17 protein-coding genes are annotated in these 12,847 nt (G+C 44.8%); 13 read left to right on the plus strand and 4 right to left on the minus strand.

Features of this window, described 5'->3' with window-relative positions:
• From JEY82_RS14595 to JEY82_RS14655, 13 genes are all read left to right on the plus strand, one after another.
• A partial coding sequence (locus JEY82_RS14595; protein ID WP_304086857.1) for a hypothetical protein occupies positions 1–408 on the plus strand: 408 nt, incomplete at its 5' end.
• Between the two features lie 69 nt (positions 409–477).
• A complete protein-coding gene (locus JEY82_RS14600; protein WP_304086860.1) occupies positions 478–1,035 on the plus strand; it encodes a hypothetical protein in 558 nt (185 codons plus the stop codon).
• A gap of 218 nt (positions 1,036–1,253) precedes the next feature.
• On the plus strand, positions 1,254–1,712 hold the full coding sequence (locus tag JEY82_RS14605; RefSeq protein ID WP_304086862.1) for a hypothetical protein: 459 nt from the start codon (positions 1,254–1,256) through the stop codon (positions 1,710–1,712).
• An 11-nt stretch (positions 1,713–1,723) separates the two neighbouring features.
• Complete coding sequence (locus tag JEY82_RS14610; RefSeq protein WP_304086864.1) at positions 1,724–2,083, plus strand: hypothetical protein; 360 nt, start codon at positions 1,724–1,726, stop codon at positions 2,081–2,083.
• Complete coding sequence (locus JEY82_RS14615; RefSeq protein ID WP_304086866.1) at positions 2,076–2,792, plus strand: hypothetical protein; 717 nt, start codon at positions 2,076–2,078, stop codon at positions 2,790–2,792. The genes JEY82_RS14610 and JEY82_RS14615 overlap by 8 nt, the downstream gene beginning before the upstream one ends.
• On the plus strand, positions 2,785–3,258 hold the full coding sequence (locus JEY82_RS14620; RefSeq protein ID WP_304086869.1) for a hypothetical protein: 474 nt from the start codon (positions 2,785–2,787) through the stop codon (positions 3,256–3,258). The genes JEY82_RS14615 and JEY82_RS14620 overlap by 8 nt, the downstream gene beginning before the upstream one ends.
• Positions 3,251–4,951 (plus strand): DNA cytosine methyltransferase, encoded by a 1,701-nt coding sequence (locus JEY82_RS14625; protein ID WP_304086871.1) that lies wholly within the window; start codon positions 3,251–3,253, stop codon positions 4,949–4,951. The genes JEY82_RS14620 and JEY82_RS14625 overlap by 8 nt, the downstream gene beginning before the upstream one ends.
• The gene (locus tag JEY82_RS14630; protein WP_304086874.1) at positions 4,944–5,276 is read left to right on the plus strand and encodes a hypothetical protein; all 333 of its coding nucleotides are present in this window, start codon (positions 4,944–4,946) and stop codon (positions 5,274–5,276) included. Before JEY82_RS14625 ends, JEY82_RS14630 begins: the two co-directional genes overlap by 8 nt.
• Entirely contained in the window at positions 5,273–5,974 is a 702-nt protein-coding gene (locus tag JEY82_RS14635; protein ID WP_304086875.1) for a hypothetical protein, read from the plus strand. The genes JEY82_RS14630 and JEY82_RS14635 overlap by 4 nt, the downstream gene beginning before the upstream one ends.
• A 29-nt stretch (positions 5,975–6,003) precedes the next feature.
• Complete coding sequence (locus JEY82_RS14640; protein WP_304086878.1) at positions 6,004–6,366, plus strand: hypothetical protein; 363 nt, start codon at positions 6,004–6,006, stop codon at positions 6,364–6,366.
• Positions 6,367–6,526: 160 nt separating this feature from the next.
• A complete protein-coding gene (locus tag JEY82_RS14645) occupies positions 6,527–6,802 on the plus strand; it encodes a hypothetical protein (RefSeq protein ID WP_304086880.1) in 276 nt (91 codons plus the stop codon).
• Between the two features lie 9 nt (positions 6,803–6,811).
• Positions 6,812–7,924: a site-specific integrase gene (locus JEY82_RS14650; protein ID WP_304086883.1), complete on the plus strand. Its 1,113-nt coding sequence runs from the start codon at positions 6,812–6,814 to the stop codon at positions 7,922–7,924.
• Positions 7,925–8,113: 189 nt separating this feature from the next.
• Entirely contained in the window at positions 8,114–8,539 is a 426-nt protein-coding gene (locus JEY82_RS14655; protein ID WP_304086886.1) for a hypothetical protein, read from the plus strand.
• Between the two features lie 173 nt (positions 8,540–8,712).
• Here JEY82_RS14655 and JEY82_RS14660 read toward each other — a convergent pair whose 3' ends face one another.
• The 4 genes from JEY82_RS14660 to JEY82_RS14675 form a co-directional block, all read right to left on the minus strand.
• Entirely contained in the window at positions 8,713–9,225 is a 513-nt protein-coding gene (locus JEY82_RS14660; protein ID WP_304086888.1) for a hypothetical protein, read from the minus strand.
• A gap of 213 nt (positions 9,226–9,438) precedes the next feature.
• Complete coding sequence (locus tag JEY82_RS14665; protein ID WP_304086891.1) at positions 9,439–10,566, minus strand: AI-2E family transporter; 1,128 nt, start codon at positions 10,564–10,566, stop codon at positions 9,439–9,441.
• A gap of 3 nt (positions 10,567–10,569) precedes the next feature.
• Entirely contained in the window at positions 10,570–11,679 is a 1,110-nt protein-coding gene (locus JEY82_RS14670) for an FUSC family protein (protein ID WP_304086893.1), read from the minus strand.
• A complete protein-coding gene (locus tag JEY82_RS14675) occupies positions 11,679–12,773 on the minus strand; it encodes a hypothetical protein (protein ID WP_304086895.1) in 1,095 nt (364 codons plus the stop codon). Before JEY82_RS14675 ends, JEY82_RS14670 begins: the two co-directional genes overlap by 1 nt.
• Positions 12,774–12,847: the final 74 nt, after the last annotated feature.

The following is a 12,847-nucleotide window of genomic DNA, read 5'->3' on the forward strand; positions in this document are numbered from 1 at the left end:
ATCGACACCGAGCCTCTACAAGGTGAACCAGGCGGACAGCCAGCTATGGATGTTGAGCCTAATGAGAAGCCGGAAGCAAATCAGGGACAGCCGGAAGCCTCCGCCGAAGACGAGTTCTTTTCACAGGACGATTCACAGCAAAGCAAAGCGGCTTCCACCGAACCGGAAGAATTACTCGCTGTTAATCTCGGAGATCAAGCCGAAGTTTATGTTGATGCAAATGCGGCAGTCCGGAAGCAAATGCTGGTCAAACTCTCCAGCGGCTGGGGTGTCACTCAGTCCGACATGGAACGGTTGACGAGCAAAGGTTACGGACAGTGGACAAAGCAGGATCGCATCAAACTGCTTGAAGCTTATGTCCGAGTAGCAACAGGCGACTCCCCGGCTGACGTTTTCCCGACAAGCTAAACAAATCATCTACTCCTCACTTCACTATATAACGGGGGCGGCTTAGGTCGCCCCAAGGAAAGTCACGAAATGAAAATCAATATGACTATAGACCTTGGAGATCTTGGATTTGATGAAGACCTGTCTGTTGAAGAAATCCTTACTGATGAAATTAAAAAATCTCTTGTAAAGGAAGTAGCCAATAAATTCGGAGGAAAAGGGATCAGTGAATTAGTTTTTAAGCTTTCAGAACAGGTCGCAACTCAAGTTGAAAGCAACATGAGAAACAAAGCCGAATCTTTCATGTCCGAAGACATTGCACTCACAGACAAATGGGGAAAAGCCACCTTTATTGGTTCCACCGAAGATCTCATGCGGCTTAAATTTGATGAAGCTGTTTTATTCCCAGTTAACGGAAATGGAGTCAGGCTCGAAATGTGTTCTACAGCAGGAGCCGAAACTTGGATTCAGTGGAAGGTTAGAACGAGTGTAGAAGAACTCCTCAAGCATGAAATTTATAGTGCCAAAGAGATTATTTCCCGAGAGATAAAGGGAGAACTCCAGGACACGTTGGAAAGCTATAAAGACGGACTTCTTAAAAAAGAAGTTACCACCGCAGTTGAAAGAATATTGGCCCCATCTAACTAAGTCATGCTTAAACCTGGAACCCGCGTACAGATCAAGCCAACGGCCCGAAGACCAGGCTATTTAGCACAGGTTGACCGCCAAGATCCGCGCGGGTTCTGGATAGGATTTAAAATTCACAACGGGCGCATGAATAGAACAAGGCTCTGCATAATTAGACCTAAAAATGTAGCAGCCTTATTAACCGAAGCCGGACTCCGGTGTGTATTTGAGGAAGTGTTATGAGTAAATCCCCTGAAAAAGTTAGAATACCCGGAACAGGATACGAAATGGACCGTGATGGTCGCTGCCTTCGTAGAGTTGCATCCCCTGGCTATCCGGTTGGATACCAAAAAACACCGAGAAAAGAAGGCAACCAGTTTTGTTACACTTTCAGCCCTTCAGTATTTGGGAGTGCAAAAAAATTATACATAAAGCTGTTTAAAGAAGAACCTCCAAAGGGGTTTGGAAAGCTCCCGCATTACAATCAATTATCAAAAGAAGCCGCCGCGAATAACGAGAAACTTCTTACAAGGTTTACCCGTCCAGATAAATCCGAAACAATTGTAGCCCCAAGAATTTACACGAACCAACAAAGGCCGATTAAACGCATTTCATGTCTGCATAAAGATGAAGAATACATAGCCGCACTTAACTGTCGCCGTACAGGAATGACCACTAGCCACTGCCCGTTAGGTTAAGGAGAATAACCATGATGTTTAAAGTTGAAAAAGAAGAAGTCACACCAGAACAAAGAACACAAACTTTAAAAACCGCAATATATATCCACCTGGCTGCGCTTGTAGTGTTTGTTTTAGGAATTATTTTTAACAACGAAATTGTAACATATCCATTTATCGCAATAGAGTGGGCAGCGTTTTTTGTAGCAGCAGCCACACTGCCAAAGCCATCAAACGGGCTCTCTGTGGAGGAGAAACGAGCCGCAAGGATAATCGACAGCATTACCTTCATCGTTCTGATTTGTTGCTCGGCATGGTGGACACTGTTTGCTTTTAGCGGAAGCTGGATTTTTGGCACTCTAAGAGAAAAGAAGGAGGTGGGGAATGTCTAAATCTAAAATTCACCCAATCCCTTTCAACATCGAAATGGTCCGCGCGATCATGGACGGGCGTAAGACTCAGACCCGAAGACTTGTAATGCCCCAGCCAGAATGGGGGGATAGTAACGGACTGAGCTGTGCAGGATGGGCATGGCGTTCAAAAAACGAAGAATTGTCTAGTTGGCCTGACATCAACAGATTTAGCAACGCATTGAAAAAATGTGCTCCTTATCAAGTTGGCGACATTCTCTGGGTGCGGGAACCAGCAAAAGTTGTCCAAGTCAACGATTATGCTCCAGACGGTATGTCCCTTGTTATTAGATATCTCGCTGACAATGAAATTGCACAGGTAGAAGTTCCGGCAAGAATGTCTGAAATGTGGGAGATAAAGTATCGAGATAAATGGCCTGTTCCCGCATGGGTTGAAAAGTTCCAAGGTATCCCCAACGGCATATTCAAAGAGGCTTGCCGCACTTGGCGCAAGGTTACGGGTGTTCGTGTTGAGCGGTTGCAGGATATCAGCGGATTAGACGTTCTTGCCGAAGGCATTAATTCTCTTGTTCATCCAAACGCAAATTATTTTGAAGCAAGCCAGCATGATGCGTTTGAACGGATTTGGGACTCACTCGCCAAACCCGGAACACAATGGGCTGATGATCCGTGGGTGTGGGTTTATTGTTACGAGCCGTGTGGGATGCCGGAGGGGTTTCTTGATGCTTAACCTAACCCACACAGAACTAACCATACGTGCTGAAAAATGGCTGATCAACTCAGTAGGCTGCAACTTCGCTTTCCGCGAACTTGGATCATTCAGTTCTGAAATTCCCGATGCTATCGGCTGGCGTGAAGGATGGGTGTCTCACCTTGTTGAATGTAAAACCTCTCGTTCTGACTTCTTGTCTGACAATAAGAAGTGGCATCGCCGGAACCCTGATATGGGCATGGGCAGGTATCGCTATATGATGTGTCCCAAAGACATGATCAAGCCTGAAGAAGTGCCGGAAGGTTGGGGACTGCTCTACGTCCTTCCTAAAACTATCCGCAAAGTGAAAAAGGCTGAGACTCAAAAGAACAACCATAAAGCCGAAATGACCTTGCTTGTTTCCGCTCTGCGCCGTGTTCACCTGCGCGGGGATCTAGGCAAGATTTATGATTATGGGACGCTTGCGGAGGCAGTAAATGCTTAATCTCCTCCCCTTGTCCGGCTATCACAATACAGCCCCTGAAATAATTGTCGACTTGTTCGCGGGTGGTGGCGGAGCCAGTGCCGGAATGTCAATGGCCCTTGGGCGTGATCCGGACGCGGCAATCAATCATAACCCGCTGGCAGTGGCAATGCACACTGTAAACCATCCCGATACCGTCCATTTCACCGAAGATGTTTGGTCCGTTTCTCCCTCATGGGTGACGATGGGCCGTCCTGTTGGCTTACTTTGGGCCTCCCCTGATTGCACACATTTCAGCAAAGCCAAAGGCGGCGCGCCTAAACGTGATGATCGTATTCGTTCGTTAGCTTTAGTGCTTGTTGACAAATGGATTCCCGAGACTCACCCGCGCACCATCATCATGGAAAACGTGGAAGAGTTTACAACGTGGGGGCCGCTTAACTCCGTAACCAAACAGCCTATAAAATCTCAAGCTGGTGATACTTTCAGATATTTTATTCGCCGTTTGCGTCGTGCCGGCTATCGAGTCGAATGGAAGGAGTTACGCGCTTGTGACTATGGAGCCCCGACGATCCGCAAAAGGTTTTTCCTGATTGCCAAGAGAGCAGGTCAGCATATCGTCTGGCCTGAACCGACTCACGGCGATCCTAATAGCGCGGCTGTAAAATCCGGCAAACTTAAGCCTTGGAAAACGGCGGCGGATTGTATTGATTTCTCTTTGCCCTGCCCGTCAATTTTTGAGTCGAGCGCGGAGATTAAAGATAAGTACGGAATACAAGCAAGACGACCTCTTGCTGATAACACACTGCGCCGAATTGCAAAAGGCATTCAGAAATATGTATTCGATGCCGCTGATCCGTTCTTACTCACTTACTATGGACCAAAGACAGAAAACGATTTCAGAGGGCAGAATATTAATGAACCTCTCAGAACTCAGACCACTGAGAATAGGCACGCCTTGATTCAGCCGTTTCTTACTGAACATGCAAACGCATCGAGTCAACGGAACTTTGCGGCGGATTCTCCGCTGCGGACTCAGTGCGCGCAGGTCAAAGGTGGTCATTTTGCGCTGGTGTCTGCTTTCCTTGCAAAGCATTTCACCGGAGTTGTCGGCGCGCCCTTGGATGCTCCAGCCCCTACAGTTACAACTCGTGACCACAATTCGCTTGTGACAGCACATATTGAACGGTCTTTCAGTTGTTCAAGAGGTAATTCCGTTACGGCTCCGCTCGGTACAGTGACAGCCAATGGTGGTGGCAAATGCGCCCTTGTTGCTTCAAATCTCGTAAAAATGCGGGGAAAGAATATCGGCAGTGCCGTTGATACCCCGTTGCATACCGTTTCCGCTGGCGGGTTACATCATGCCGAAGTTCGCGCCTTTCTCTGTAAATATTACGGTCAGGGAGTCGGACAAGATTTAAGAAAGCCGATTCATACGGTCACAAGTAAAGAACATTTCGGACTGATCACGATTGCCGGACAAGATTACACAATAGCCGACATAGGAATGCGGATGCTTACGCCTCTTGAACTATTCAGGGCGCAAGGCTTCCCGGGCAGCTACATAATTGATCGCACTCCAGACGACAAGAAATTAACAAAAACCGACCAAGTGCGAATGTGCGGAAACTCAGTCTGCCCACCAATGGCGGCGGCTCTTGTTGCGGCTAATTGTGCGGATATGGTTCGGGTTGCGGAGGTGGTTAATGGGTAACGCCCACCTCCACCGCCAATTAATCAAACTAGGTGACATGATGGGCGACGGACTGCACCACGAGCCGGGCGGAAAGTGGATTGAGCGGGAATACCGGAAGATTTTAAAAGCTCTCGGTATTTTGCCCAAAACCAAAAGGCGCAACAATTCGAAAAAGATAAACGAATTGATGGTTGAGCGCACTGCGGCAGTCAAATGTCAATGCGGCGGAGAGTTAAAGCAAACTCGTTCCGGCTCTATGATCGGAGCGTGTGCGGAATGCGGGAATAAATACAAACTTTTGATTAGTAAACGTAAGAGTAAAACCAAGGGGACATTAAAATGAAAGAGCTTCAAGCTGTTATCAACGACAAAGTCAAAGCCATGATTTCTGATGGAACAATCGAAAAAACAATTGAAACCAGCGTTGAAAAGGCCGTCACTTCTGCTCTGGAAAGCCAGTTCGAATTTTATGGCTCCATCACTAAGCAGATTAAAGAGGCTATAGAAAACGGGCTTCGCATAAACACGAAAGACCTTCCTTTTGACTCATACAACGAGCAAATGCTTTCAGCCATAAAGGTCAAACTCGGTAACATGTTTCACGGTCAGGCATATGAGCATTTTTTGGGTCAAATTGACGACTTGCTGAAACCAGCTCCAACGGAACTTCCTCTTGACGATCTTCTCAAAGACATAGCCGCAATGTGGAAAACAGATGAACCGTGGAACGCTGACGATCTTGACGAATATATGACCGTGGAAATTAAACAGTGGGAACACTCAAGCCGCCTCGACGAAGACTGGACTATAAAGCTGTGGAAGAAAGAAAAAAGTTTTGTAGGTTCAGCTAGTGAAGATGTAAGATTATTCATACTTGGCAACAAAATACGCATCAGCTCAAACCACTGTTACAACCCCACCCGTTTCGACCCCGCAGAAGCGTATATTTTCAAACTCTACGCCGCCGGAACCACTATCACCGGCATAGCTGATTGTGATCCTGATGAGCTGGATCTTATCCTTAAAGACGAAGAATTTTAATTCCGCTGCGGCGGTGGGAGAATAAAATCATGAACTACATACCAAACCTAATGGATATAAACTTTTCAGTCCCGGCCCAACCTCTAAAAATTTTCAAGGGCTGGAAAGAGAAAACTTCTATCACTGCTCATGCAGCATGCTTCATTCATAAATCTGGACTAATTGTCTTTTCATCCGTTGACGACCTTCAGGACGGTGAAGGAAATGAATCTAAGTGGGTTCACTTGTCTTGTAGCCGCAAGGATCGCTTGCCCACATGGGACGATCTAAAAGGCGTGAAAAAAATGTTTCTCGGTGATGAGAAGGAAGCTTTACAAGTTTTCCCAAAGACTGAGGACTACGTGAATTTGCATCCATTTTGCTTGCATTTATGGGCACAGGAGCAGGAATAATGCTATTCTGCCTAACCCTAGTCTTCGCATTAGTCGGCATCGAGTGCTTTGTTCAAGCAACGATGTTAAATTCAAAAAACTTTGCGAGGTTCGGAACCGTTTTAGTTTTCTTGGCGGCTGTGTTTCTTGGGATTAGTTTTTTAATGGAGAAAGCTGGATTATGCTGATGACAATAACTGAAGTGGCGGATCTTCTCAGGACTACCCCCGGAGCTGCCCGGACTACTCTGGATAATTTAAAGCTCTGCCCTGTCAACTTAGGACAGGGCAGAGGAAAAGGGCTGCGGTGGTATCGCTCTGAAATACTTACAGCTTTAGACGACTCACGTAAAAGCACAACTCCCAAAAAAAGACCACCTAAAACGACTTCTCCTTTTTCCGGTAAAAGTATGTCTCAATTAATGGAGGAATTGACAAGCCCTCAGATGTCACAGTAGTTAGTAATAATGGCTATCAAGAAATTACAAAACAGGGCAAAACCATACCGCGTATACTGGCGAAATCCGTATTCAAAAAAAATTGAAACTACGCATTTTGAAACATCCAGAGAAGCAGAAGAACACGATAGCAAAGTAAAACATTGGCTCAAGTTTGAGCCGCAAAGATTCGCACCAGCAGAAGAATTGCCCGCCTCAGAAATAACCGTTGAATACATAGTATGGGCTTACCTGCAAGATCGGCAGTTAAAGCCTAAATCCCTGCGTGACACTATTTATCATCTGAAAAAAGTCCTGCCAGCAATTGGACACGTCTATATTTCTCAATTAGCAAAATCACATATGCGTGACCTGGTTAAATACCTCCGAGATCACGGATTAAAACCTAATGGTATTAACCGTAAAGTCAGCATCATTAAAGCCGCCCTAAACTGGGCCGAGAATGAAGAACTCATTGAGTTGAACCCGGTCAGAAATTTTTCATGTCCCAGAGGAACAGACGATCAAGTTCCGCCTCCGACACCTCACGAACTCAAAACAATTTTACAGGTAGCCCCTCATCACCTTCAACGAGTAATTATTCTGGGCTTGGCCTTCGGGGTGCGTGTTGGGGAGTCTGAGCTATTCAAGCTCACATGGGACGATGTTGATTTTCACACATGGAATTTGCGAGTGTGGAGTGCTGAAAAAAATAAAAACGCCCAATGGCGAGAGTTGCACATAAAAGAGTCTCTCCGCGCACTACTCAAGGATTGGCGTGAGCAGGATCGGGAAATTGGAACCCTTCATCTTATCAACTGGAAGGGCAAGCCTGTCACCACGATTAAAAGATCGTGGAAAACAGCCCTAAAAGCTGCTGGAATAACCCGCCGTATTCGCCCTTATGATCTGCGCCATGCTCATGCAACTGAAGCGCTTGCAAACGGAGCCGACATAAAAGCTCTTGCTGAAAATATGGGACACACAGACACATCAATGATCCACAAACACTATCAGCATGTGCTTATTAAACAGCGTAACGCCGCGTTAGAATCAGTTCCCGATTTGGTAATACTATCCGGTAATACAAAGGAAGGGGTTTTGGGGGATTTTAGTATTACCACGGAAGATAAAATTCAATAATTACAACATATAATAATAAGACCGCCGCCTTCGGGACGCAGAGACCGTGGGTTCGAATCCCGCCATCCCGACCAGATATTTCAAGGGCTTACGAAGGCAACTTCGTAAACCCTTTTATTTTTGCGAACCTATTGCTAACAACTAACAGGTCTGCATCAACACGTTCAATAAATTAAAAAGGAACTAAAAATGGAAATGGAGCTGACACCTATTTTTGTAGGATTTACCTTGGGTATATTATCATACGCTGTTACTAAATTATATGTCGATCCCATACTCAAATTTAGAAGTGTACTTTATCAAATTGACTCTACTTTATTCTATTATGCAAATTGCAAATTTTTAATTTCTGAAAAGGTAATCTCTGACAACAATCTAAGGGAAAATGAGAATAACAAAGTCAAAGAAGGCAAAAAAGAATTGCGTAAACAGGTAGGGAGATTAAGAGCTTCGTATCATGAAACTTGTTTCCTTTATAAATGGTGGCTGATTTTTTTTAAAATTGACCCAATAAAGACAAGCACTCTATTACTTCAATTTTCAAATACCCTAGAACCTACAAGCATAGACCATGAAACAAAAATCAGAAAGATGTTAAAAATACACCGGCTATAATTTTGTAACCTCTAAATAATGCTTAGATATCTTTTGCTTCAAGATAAAATGTCAAATCAAGTTACAACTTCTACAGTTAAGTGCCCGTCAACGACTATGAAAGTTTACCAGCTTGTATTGCAACGGGCTAAACGAGATGCGATGAAATCTTTGCCATCGTTGACTAAGGGAGACTAGGAGCTAAGCGTTAACAATAAAATTTTAGTATAATCTTTTTCAATTACGTCACGCATTTCATCCTTGCTAAGTTGCTCGCCACTAAGAAGTCCTCCGTAAGTAAAAATTCCCATTCTATAACTGTGCAAATTTATAACAAACAGAAAAACCTCTCTTGAAAAAAAATCCTCGATAAAATCATTGTTTTTATGCAAAAATTCTACCTCTTCTTCTTCTGGATCTCTATCTTCCATCACAGCTTTTGCAAACGATAAAATAGCCTCTTTTAATTTATTCTTTAATAAATGCTTCTCTCTTCTATATTTTTCCTCTTCTATGAGAACCTGTCTTTCAATAATTTTATTTTGTTGCTCTACTACTTTTTTTTGAGCACCCTGTATCCTATAAGTAAAAAAAGCTAAAATGGCAGTCAAGGTAGCAACAACAAGCGTTACACCATCACCAATCGAAAACGAGAAATTCCATTCTAAAACATTCCACGCTTTTTCAAATCCGTCCCAACTCAGCATTTAAATTCCCTTCTAAAATTTTGGTTTTATTACTAGCAAAATCAGAGATATACCAATGCAAATCAAAAGGGAATAATCGTGCCTAAATTTGGTAGCACAAACCGTAGCACAGTTTAGACTCATAAATATTTGAAATTATTAATCGACATTCACGTTCGGGACGCAGAAACCATGGATTTGAATCCCGCCATCCCGACCAGATATTTCAAGGGTTTACGGTTTAGGCTGTAAACCCTTTTTTACGTCCCCTACCTGCGCCGCCGTATACTGCCGATAAACAGCAAGGGCCATACAACTAAGCGGCAATGCCATAACCAGCCCGAGAAATCCGAGAAGCTTTCCCCACACTGACAGCGACAGCAGAATCATCCATGGTGATAGTCCAAGGCTTTCACCTTGAAGTTTTGGTACAAGCACAGCGTCCTGAATTATCTGCACTACCGCGAACACAGCCGCGACTCCGGCGAACCCGCCCCATAAATTTCCTCCGGTTGCAAGCGCACTTAATCCAGCGAACAGGAATGCAGGCACAAGCCCTGCTATTTGCAGATATGGCACCATATTAAGCAAACCTATGAGCAGACCTAACAATATTGCCAAGGGTAAATCTATGAGCATAAATCCTGCTGAAAACAGACACCCGATAATAAGCGCAATAAGTGCCTGCGTGCGGAAATAGCGATTTGTGATATTGGTAAATTCATCGACGAAAGAAGAGACCCGGGTACGATATTTTTCCGGCAAATGGGAACGCCAACTGCGAAGCTTCTCATAATCAGCCAGCAAAAAAACAAGATAGAGAATAATCACAAACACACCGGCAAGCGCGGCAAACACTTGCGCGGAGCCACTTACCAGATTCCAGATTCCGGGCAGGGCTTTCTGCGCTGCGGCATGAAGCATATTTGCCACACCGGATTCACTCAAAAATTGACGAACATCATCCTGTTGAGCAAGATCGGTCAAAAACTTCCAAATGTCTGCGGGTAGATATTCAGCAGCACGCTTTGCCGCAGCCGAATCATTAACAAGAATAGCAAACAACTTTCCGATATGACTCAGCTCCGAACCCACCATACTCATGGCTAAACATAAAAGTTTTCCTACAGGCACAATTATTACTGTCAGTGTTACGACCACCGCCGCCATCCTGTTTTTAATGATCCGGCCGGTCAATTCAACAAGCGGATTAAGCAAATATGCCAGAGTCAAAGCAACCGCAAACGGTAGCAGGACATCACTCAAAGAGGAAAGTAGAAGAACGGTAAGCCAGATAGAACCGGCCGCCAATGCCAGTCTGAACACGCGGTCAAAAGTGTACGGGATATCGTTTTGCGGCATTGATTACTTTCCTTTTTTTAAATTAGATTCCCGCCCATGCCGCAACTCATGAAGTCTTCTACCGGCACGATCAATCTCAGCACCCAGCGAGCGGATGTTCCAGATAAAAGCCGAGATATTGTTACGCCTTTCAAGCGGAACATCTTCAAAGTCACCACGAATTCGGGCATCACCGACAGTACGTATAAAATCGTTTACGGCCTTTTCAAAATCAGGAACAGGTTTACACTCATCGGGATGTAAAGCGTAACATTCAAGCCACGCATAATGATCCTGCGTCACCTGCAAAATATTTTTCATCCCATCAGCTATAGGTGAAAGCGGCCCGCCATAACCTCTGCGGATAATTGTCGACATGGCGGTCAGCAATCTGTGCATACGTGTAAAAACCCGTATTAAACGGGTAAGATTGTCACGTTGCCACCCCCGCAGCCCCGGTTCTGCCGCAGCCTCTCTAAATATCTCAGAACATTGATCAAGTTTTATAGAAGCATCAATACGAGTTGATACAAGATCACTTTCACTGACGCTGTCGTGAAGATATGAATCAGTCAGCTTTTCAAAATGAACCGCTTGTGTATGAACCAGTTCAAACATTTTTTTGCGCAGATTTTTACGCGCCATATTCGGCCACACCCCGAAAGAGGCCGCTATTCCGATTCCGACCCCGAGGACAGTATCAAGAATTCTTTCAAGCCCGAATTGCCACCCGTCGGTAAAAAGCATGCCAAGCAATAAAATAATTCCGGCTGTCAGGGCACATGAAAAAGCAGTATAGCTAAAAACCCGTAACAAAATAACTAGAAAAAAAGAAAGAGCAATCAGCGAAAGAAGCACAGTGTTAGCTGGATTCAAAAAAAGAATCCCCACCCCGAGCGCCGCTCCCAGCACAGTCCCCCACAATCTCCGCCAGCCGATACGCAATGTTCCGCCGACGGAAGGCCGCATCACAACAATGACACTTACAGGGAGCCATATTGCATGGCGTAAATCTAAAAATTTTGAGGCAACTACCGCTATGGTGATCGCTAAAGCAGCTCGTACCGCATGCTGAAACGGGATCGAATCCAGACGGAATTCCTGACGCAAGGTTCCAAATATGGCTTTAAACATTATTTGCCACCGCCTCTACAAACCCGGCACATCTCCTCGAATTCAAAACAGAGATTTCGGAGACCGTATAAAGCACCCCAAGCTTCAAGAAATTCGTCGCGCAACCCTTCGTCTTTTTTATACGCCCCCAAATCCAGCAACTCTCGCTCCAGTTCAGCAATTCCCGTATTTATCTCAGACAAATCCACGCCACCTTTTCCCGTAGAAAGATTAGCGGCAAGCACATCAAAAACAATGGAACTTTTCAAAGCGAGCTGTGAAAATTTTAAACGAAGCCCTGAAAAAATAGGACTATGCTCTGCAAACCGCCGACTGTTAGCAAGCCCGACAACAGCCTCGAGCATTCTGATAAGTAAAGCATACAAGGCGGACGGCCCTTCATATTTGCCCAGCTCTTTTACGGGATCAACATTCATAGCTTCCATGAACCTCCTGTAGCGCCTCAGCGAAGCAACAGATCTTTCATGAATCTCAGACAATTCTTCTTGATCCTTTTTGCCGCCGAGAGAACCGGCCACGCATCTGAAATAATCACCTATATCTGTTAAAGCCAAACCTCCGGCTTTAGACAAAACCTTTTCAGGACGCATGGGCCATAAATGAAAAAGAAAAAGGTAAGAAATGGTACTTCCGTAAAGCACATATCCTGAGCGGCAAAGCCCGATAATAATCGTCTCGGGAGAATTTAAAGCAATAAGATTAACGATAAGCACGCCTATTCCGATTGTCGCAGCGGACACTCCGACAACAGGTATAAAAAATACCAAAAAAGCCAGAATAAAAAGGTACACTTCCGAGATTATGGAATAGTTGGCGATAAAAGTAGAGACAGGCACAAGGCAGGCAACAATCAAGCAAAGCGTAGCCGCAACAATTTTGCGTTTTTTCAAAGTACTACCGGCCCTGAAAAGAACTACTATCACAGAACCGTAGACACACCATGGAAGAAATTGCCCTGTCACGCCCGAAAAATAAGCAATGGCAAGAGCCACGACGCACGCAACAACAGACTTAGCCGCATACCGTGTGATAAACAGACCAGGATCAATAGGCCGGATAAAAACTCTATAAAAGTCTGATATTACTTTATTCATTAATGATGCTATTAAAACAGCAAACCATTAACTGCAAGCACACAAAACAAGACGCCTGCGGAATAATCCACAGG

The organism is Maridesulfovibrio ferrireducens (assembly GCF_016342405.1).
Classification (GTDB): Bacteria; Desulfobacterota; Desulfovibrionia; order Desulfovibrionales; family Desulfovibrionaceae; genus Maridesulfovibrio; species Maridesulfovibrio ferrireducens_A.

Excerpts from the sequence above, each read along its gene's own strand:
- JEY82_RS14600 (WP_304086860.1), top strand. The coding sequence starts at position 478 with ATGAAAATCAATATGACTATAGACCTTGGAGATCTTGGATTTGATGAA.
- JEY82_RS14605 (WP_304086862.1), top strand. The coding sequence starts at position 1,254 with ATGAGTAAATCCCCTGAAAAAGTTAGAATACCCGGAACAGGATACGAA.
- JEY82_RS14610 (WP_304086864.1), top strand. The coding sequence starts at position 1,724 with ATGATGTTTAAAGTTGAAAAAGAAGAAGTCACACCAGAACAAAGAACA.
- JEY82_RS14615 (WP_304086866.1), top strand. The coding sequence starts at position 2,076 with ATGTCTAAATCTAAAATTCACCCAATCCCTTTCAACATCGAAATGGTC.
- JEY82_RS14620 (WP_304086869.1), top strand. The coding sequence starts at position 2,785 with ATGCTTAACCTAACCCACACAGAACTAACCATACGTGCTGAAAAATGG.
- JEY82_RS14625 (WP_304086871.1), top strand. The coding sequence starts at position 3,251 with ATGCTTAATCTCCTCCCCTTGTCCGGCTATCACAATACAGCCCCTGAA.
- JEY82_RS14630 (WP_304086874.1), top strand. The coding sequence starts at position 4,944 with ATGGGTAACGCCCACCTCCACCGCCAATTAATCAAACTAGGTGACATG.
- JEY82_RS14635 (WP_304086875.1), top strand. The coding sequence starts at position 5,273 with ATGAAAGAGCTTCAAGCTGTTATCAACGACAAAGTCAAAGCCATGATT.
- JEY82_RS14640 (WP_304086878.1), top strand. The coding sequence starts at position 6,004 with ATGAACTACATACCAAACCTAATGGATATAAACTTTTCAGTCCCGGCC.
- JEY82_RS14645 (WP_304086880.1), top strand. The coding sequence starts at position 6,527 with ATGCTGATGACAATAACTGAAGTGGCGGATCTTCTCAGGACTACCCCC.
- JEY82_RS14650 (WP_304086883.1), top strand. The coding sequence starts at position 6,812 with ATGGCTATCAAGAAATTACAAAACAGGGCAAAACCATACCGCGTATAC.
- JEY82_RS14655 (WP_304086886.1), top strand. The coding sequence starts at position 8,114 with ATGGAAATGGAGCTGACACCTATTTTTGTAGGATTTACCTTGGGTATA.
- JEY82_RS14660 (WP_304086888.1), bottom strand. The coding sequence starts at position 9,225 with ATGCTGAGTTGGGACGGATTTGAAAAAGCGTGGAATGTTTTAGAATGG.
- JEY82_RS14665 (WP_304086891.1), bottom strand. The coding sequence starts at position 10,566 with ATGCCGCAAAACGATATCCCGTACACTTTTGACCGCGTGTTCAGACTG.
- JEY82_RS14670 (WP_304086893.1), bottom strand. The coding sequence starts at position 11,679 with ATGTTTAAAGCCATATTTGGAACCTTGCGTCAGGAATTCCGTCTGGAT.
- JEY82_RS14675 (WP_304086895.1), bottom strand. The coding sequence starts at position 12,773 with ATGAATAAAGTAATATCAGACTTTTATAGAGTTTTTATCCGGCCTATT.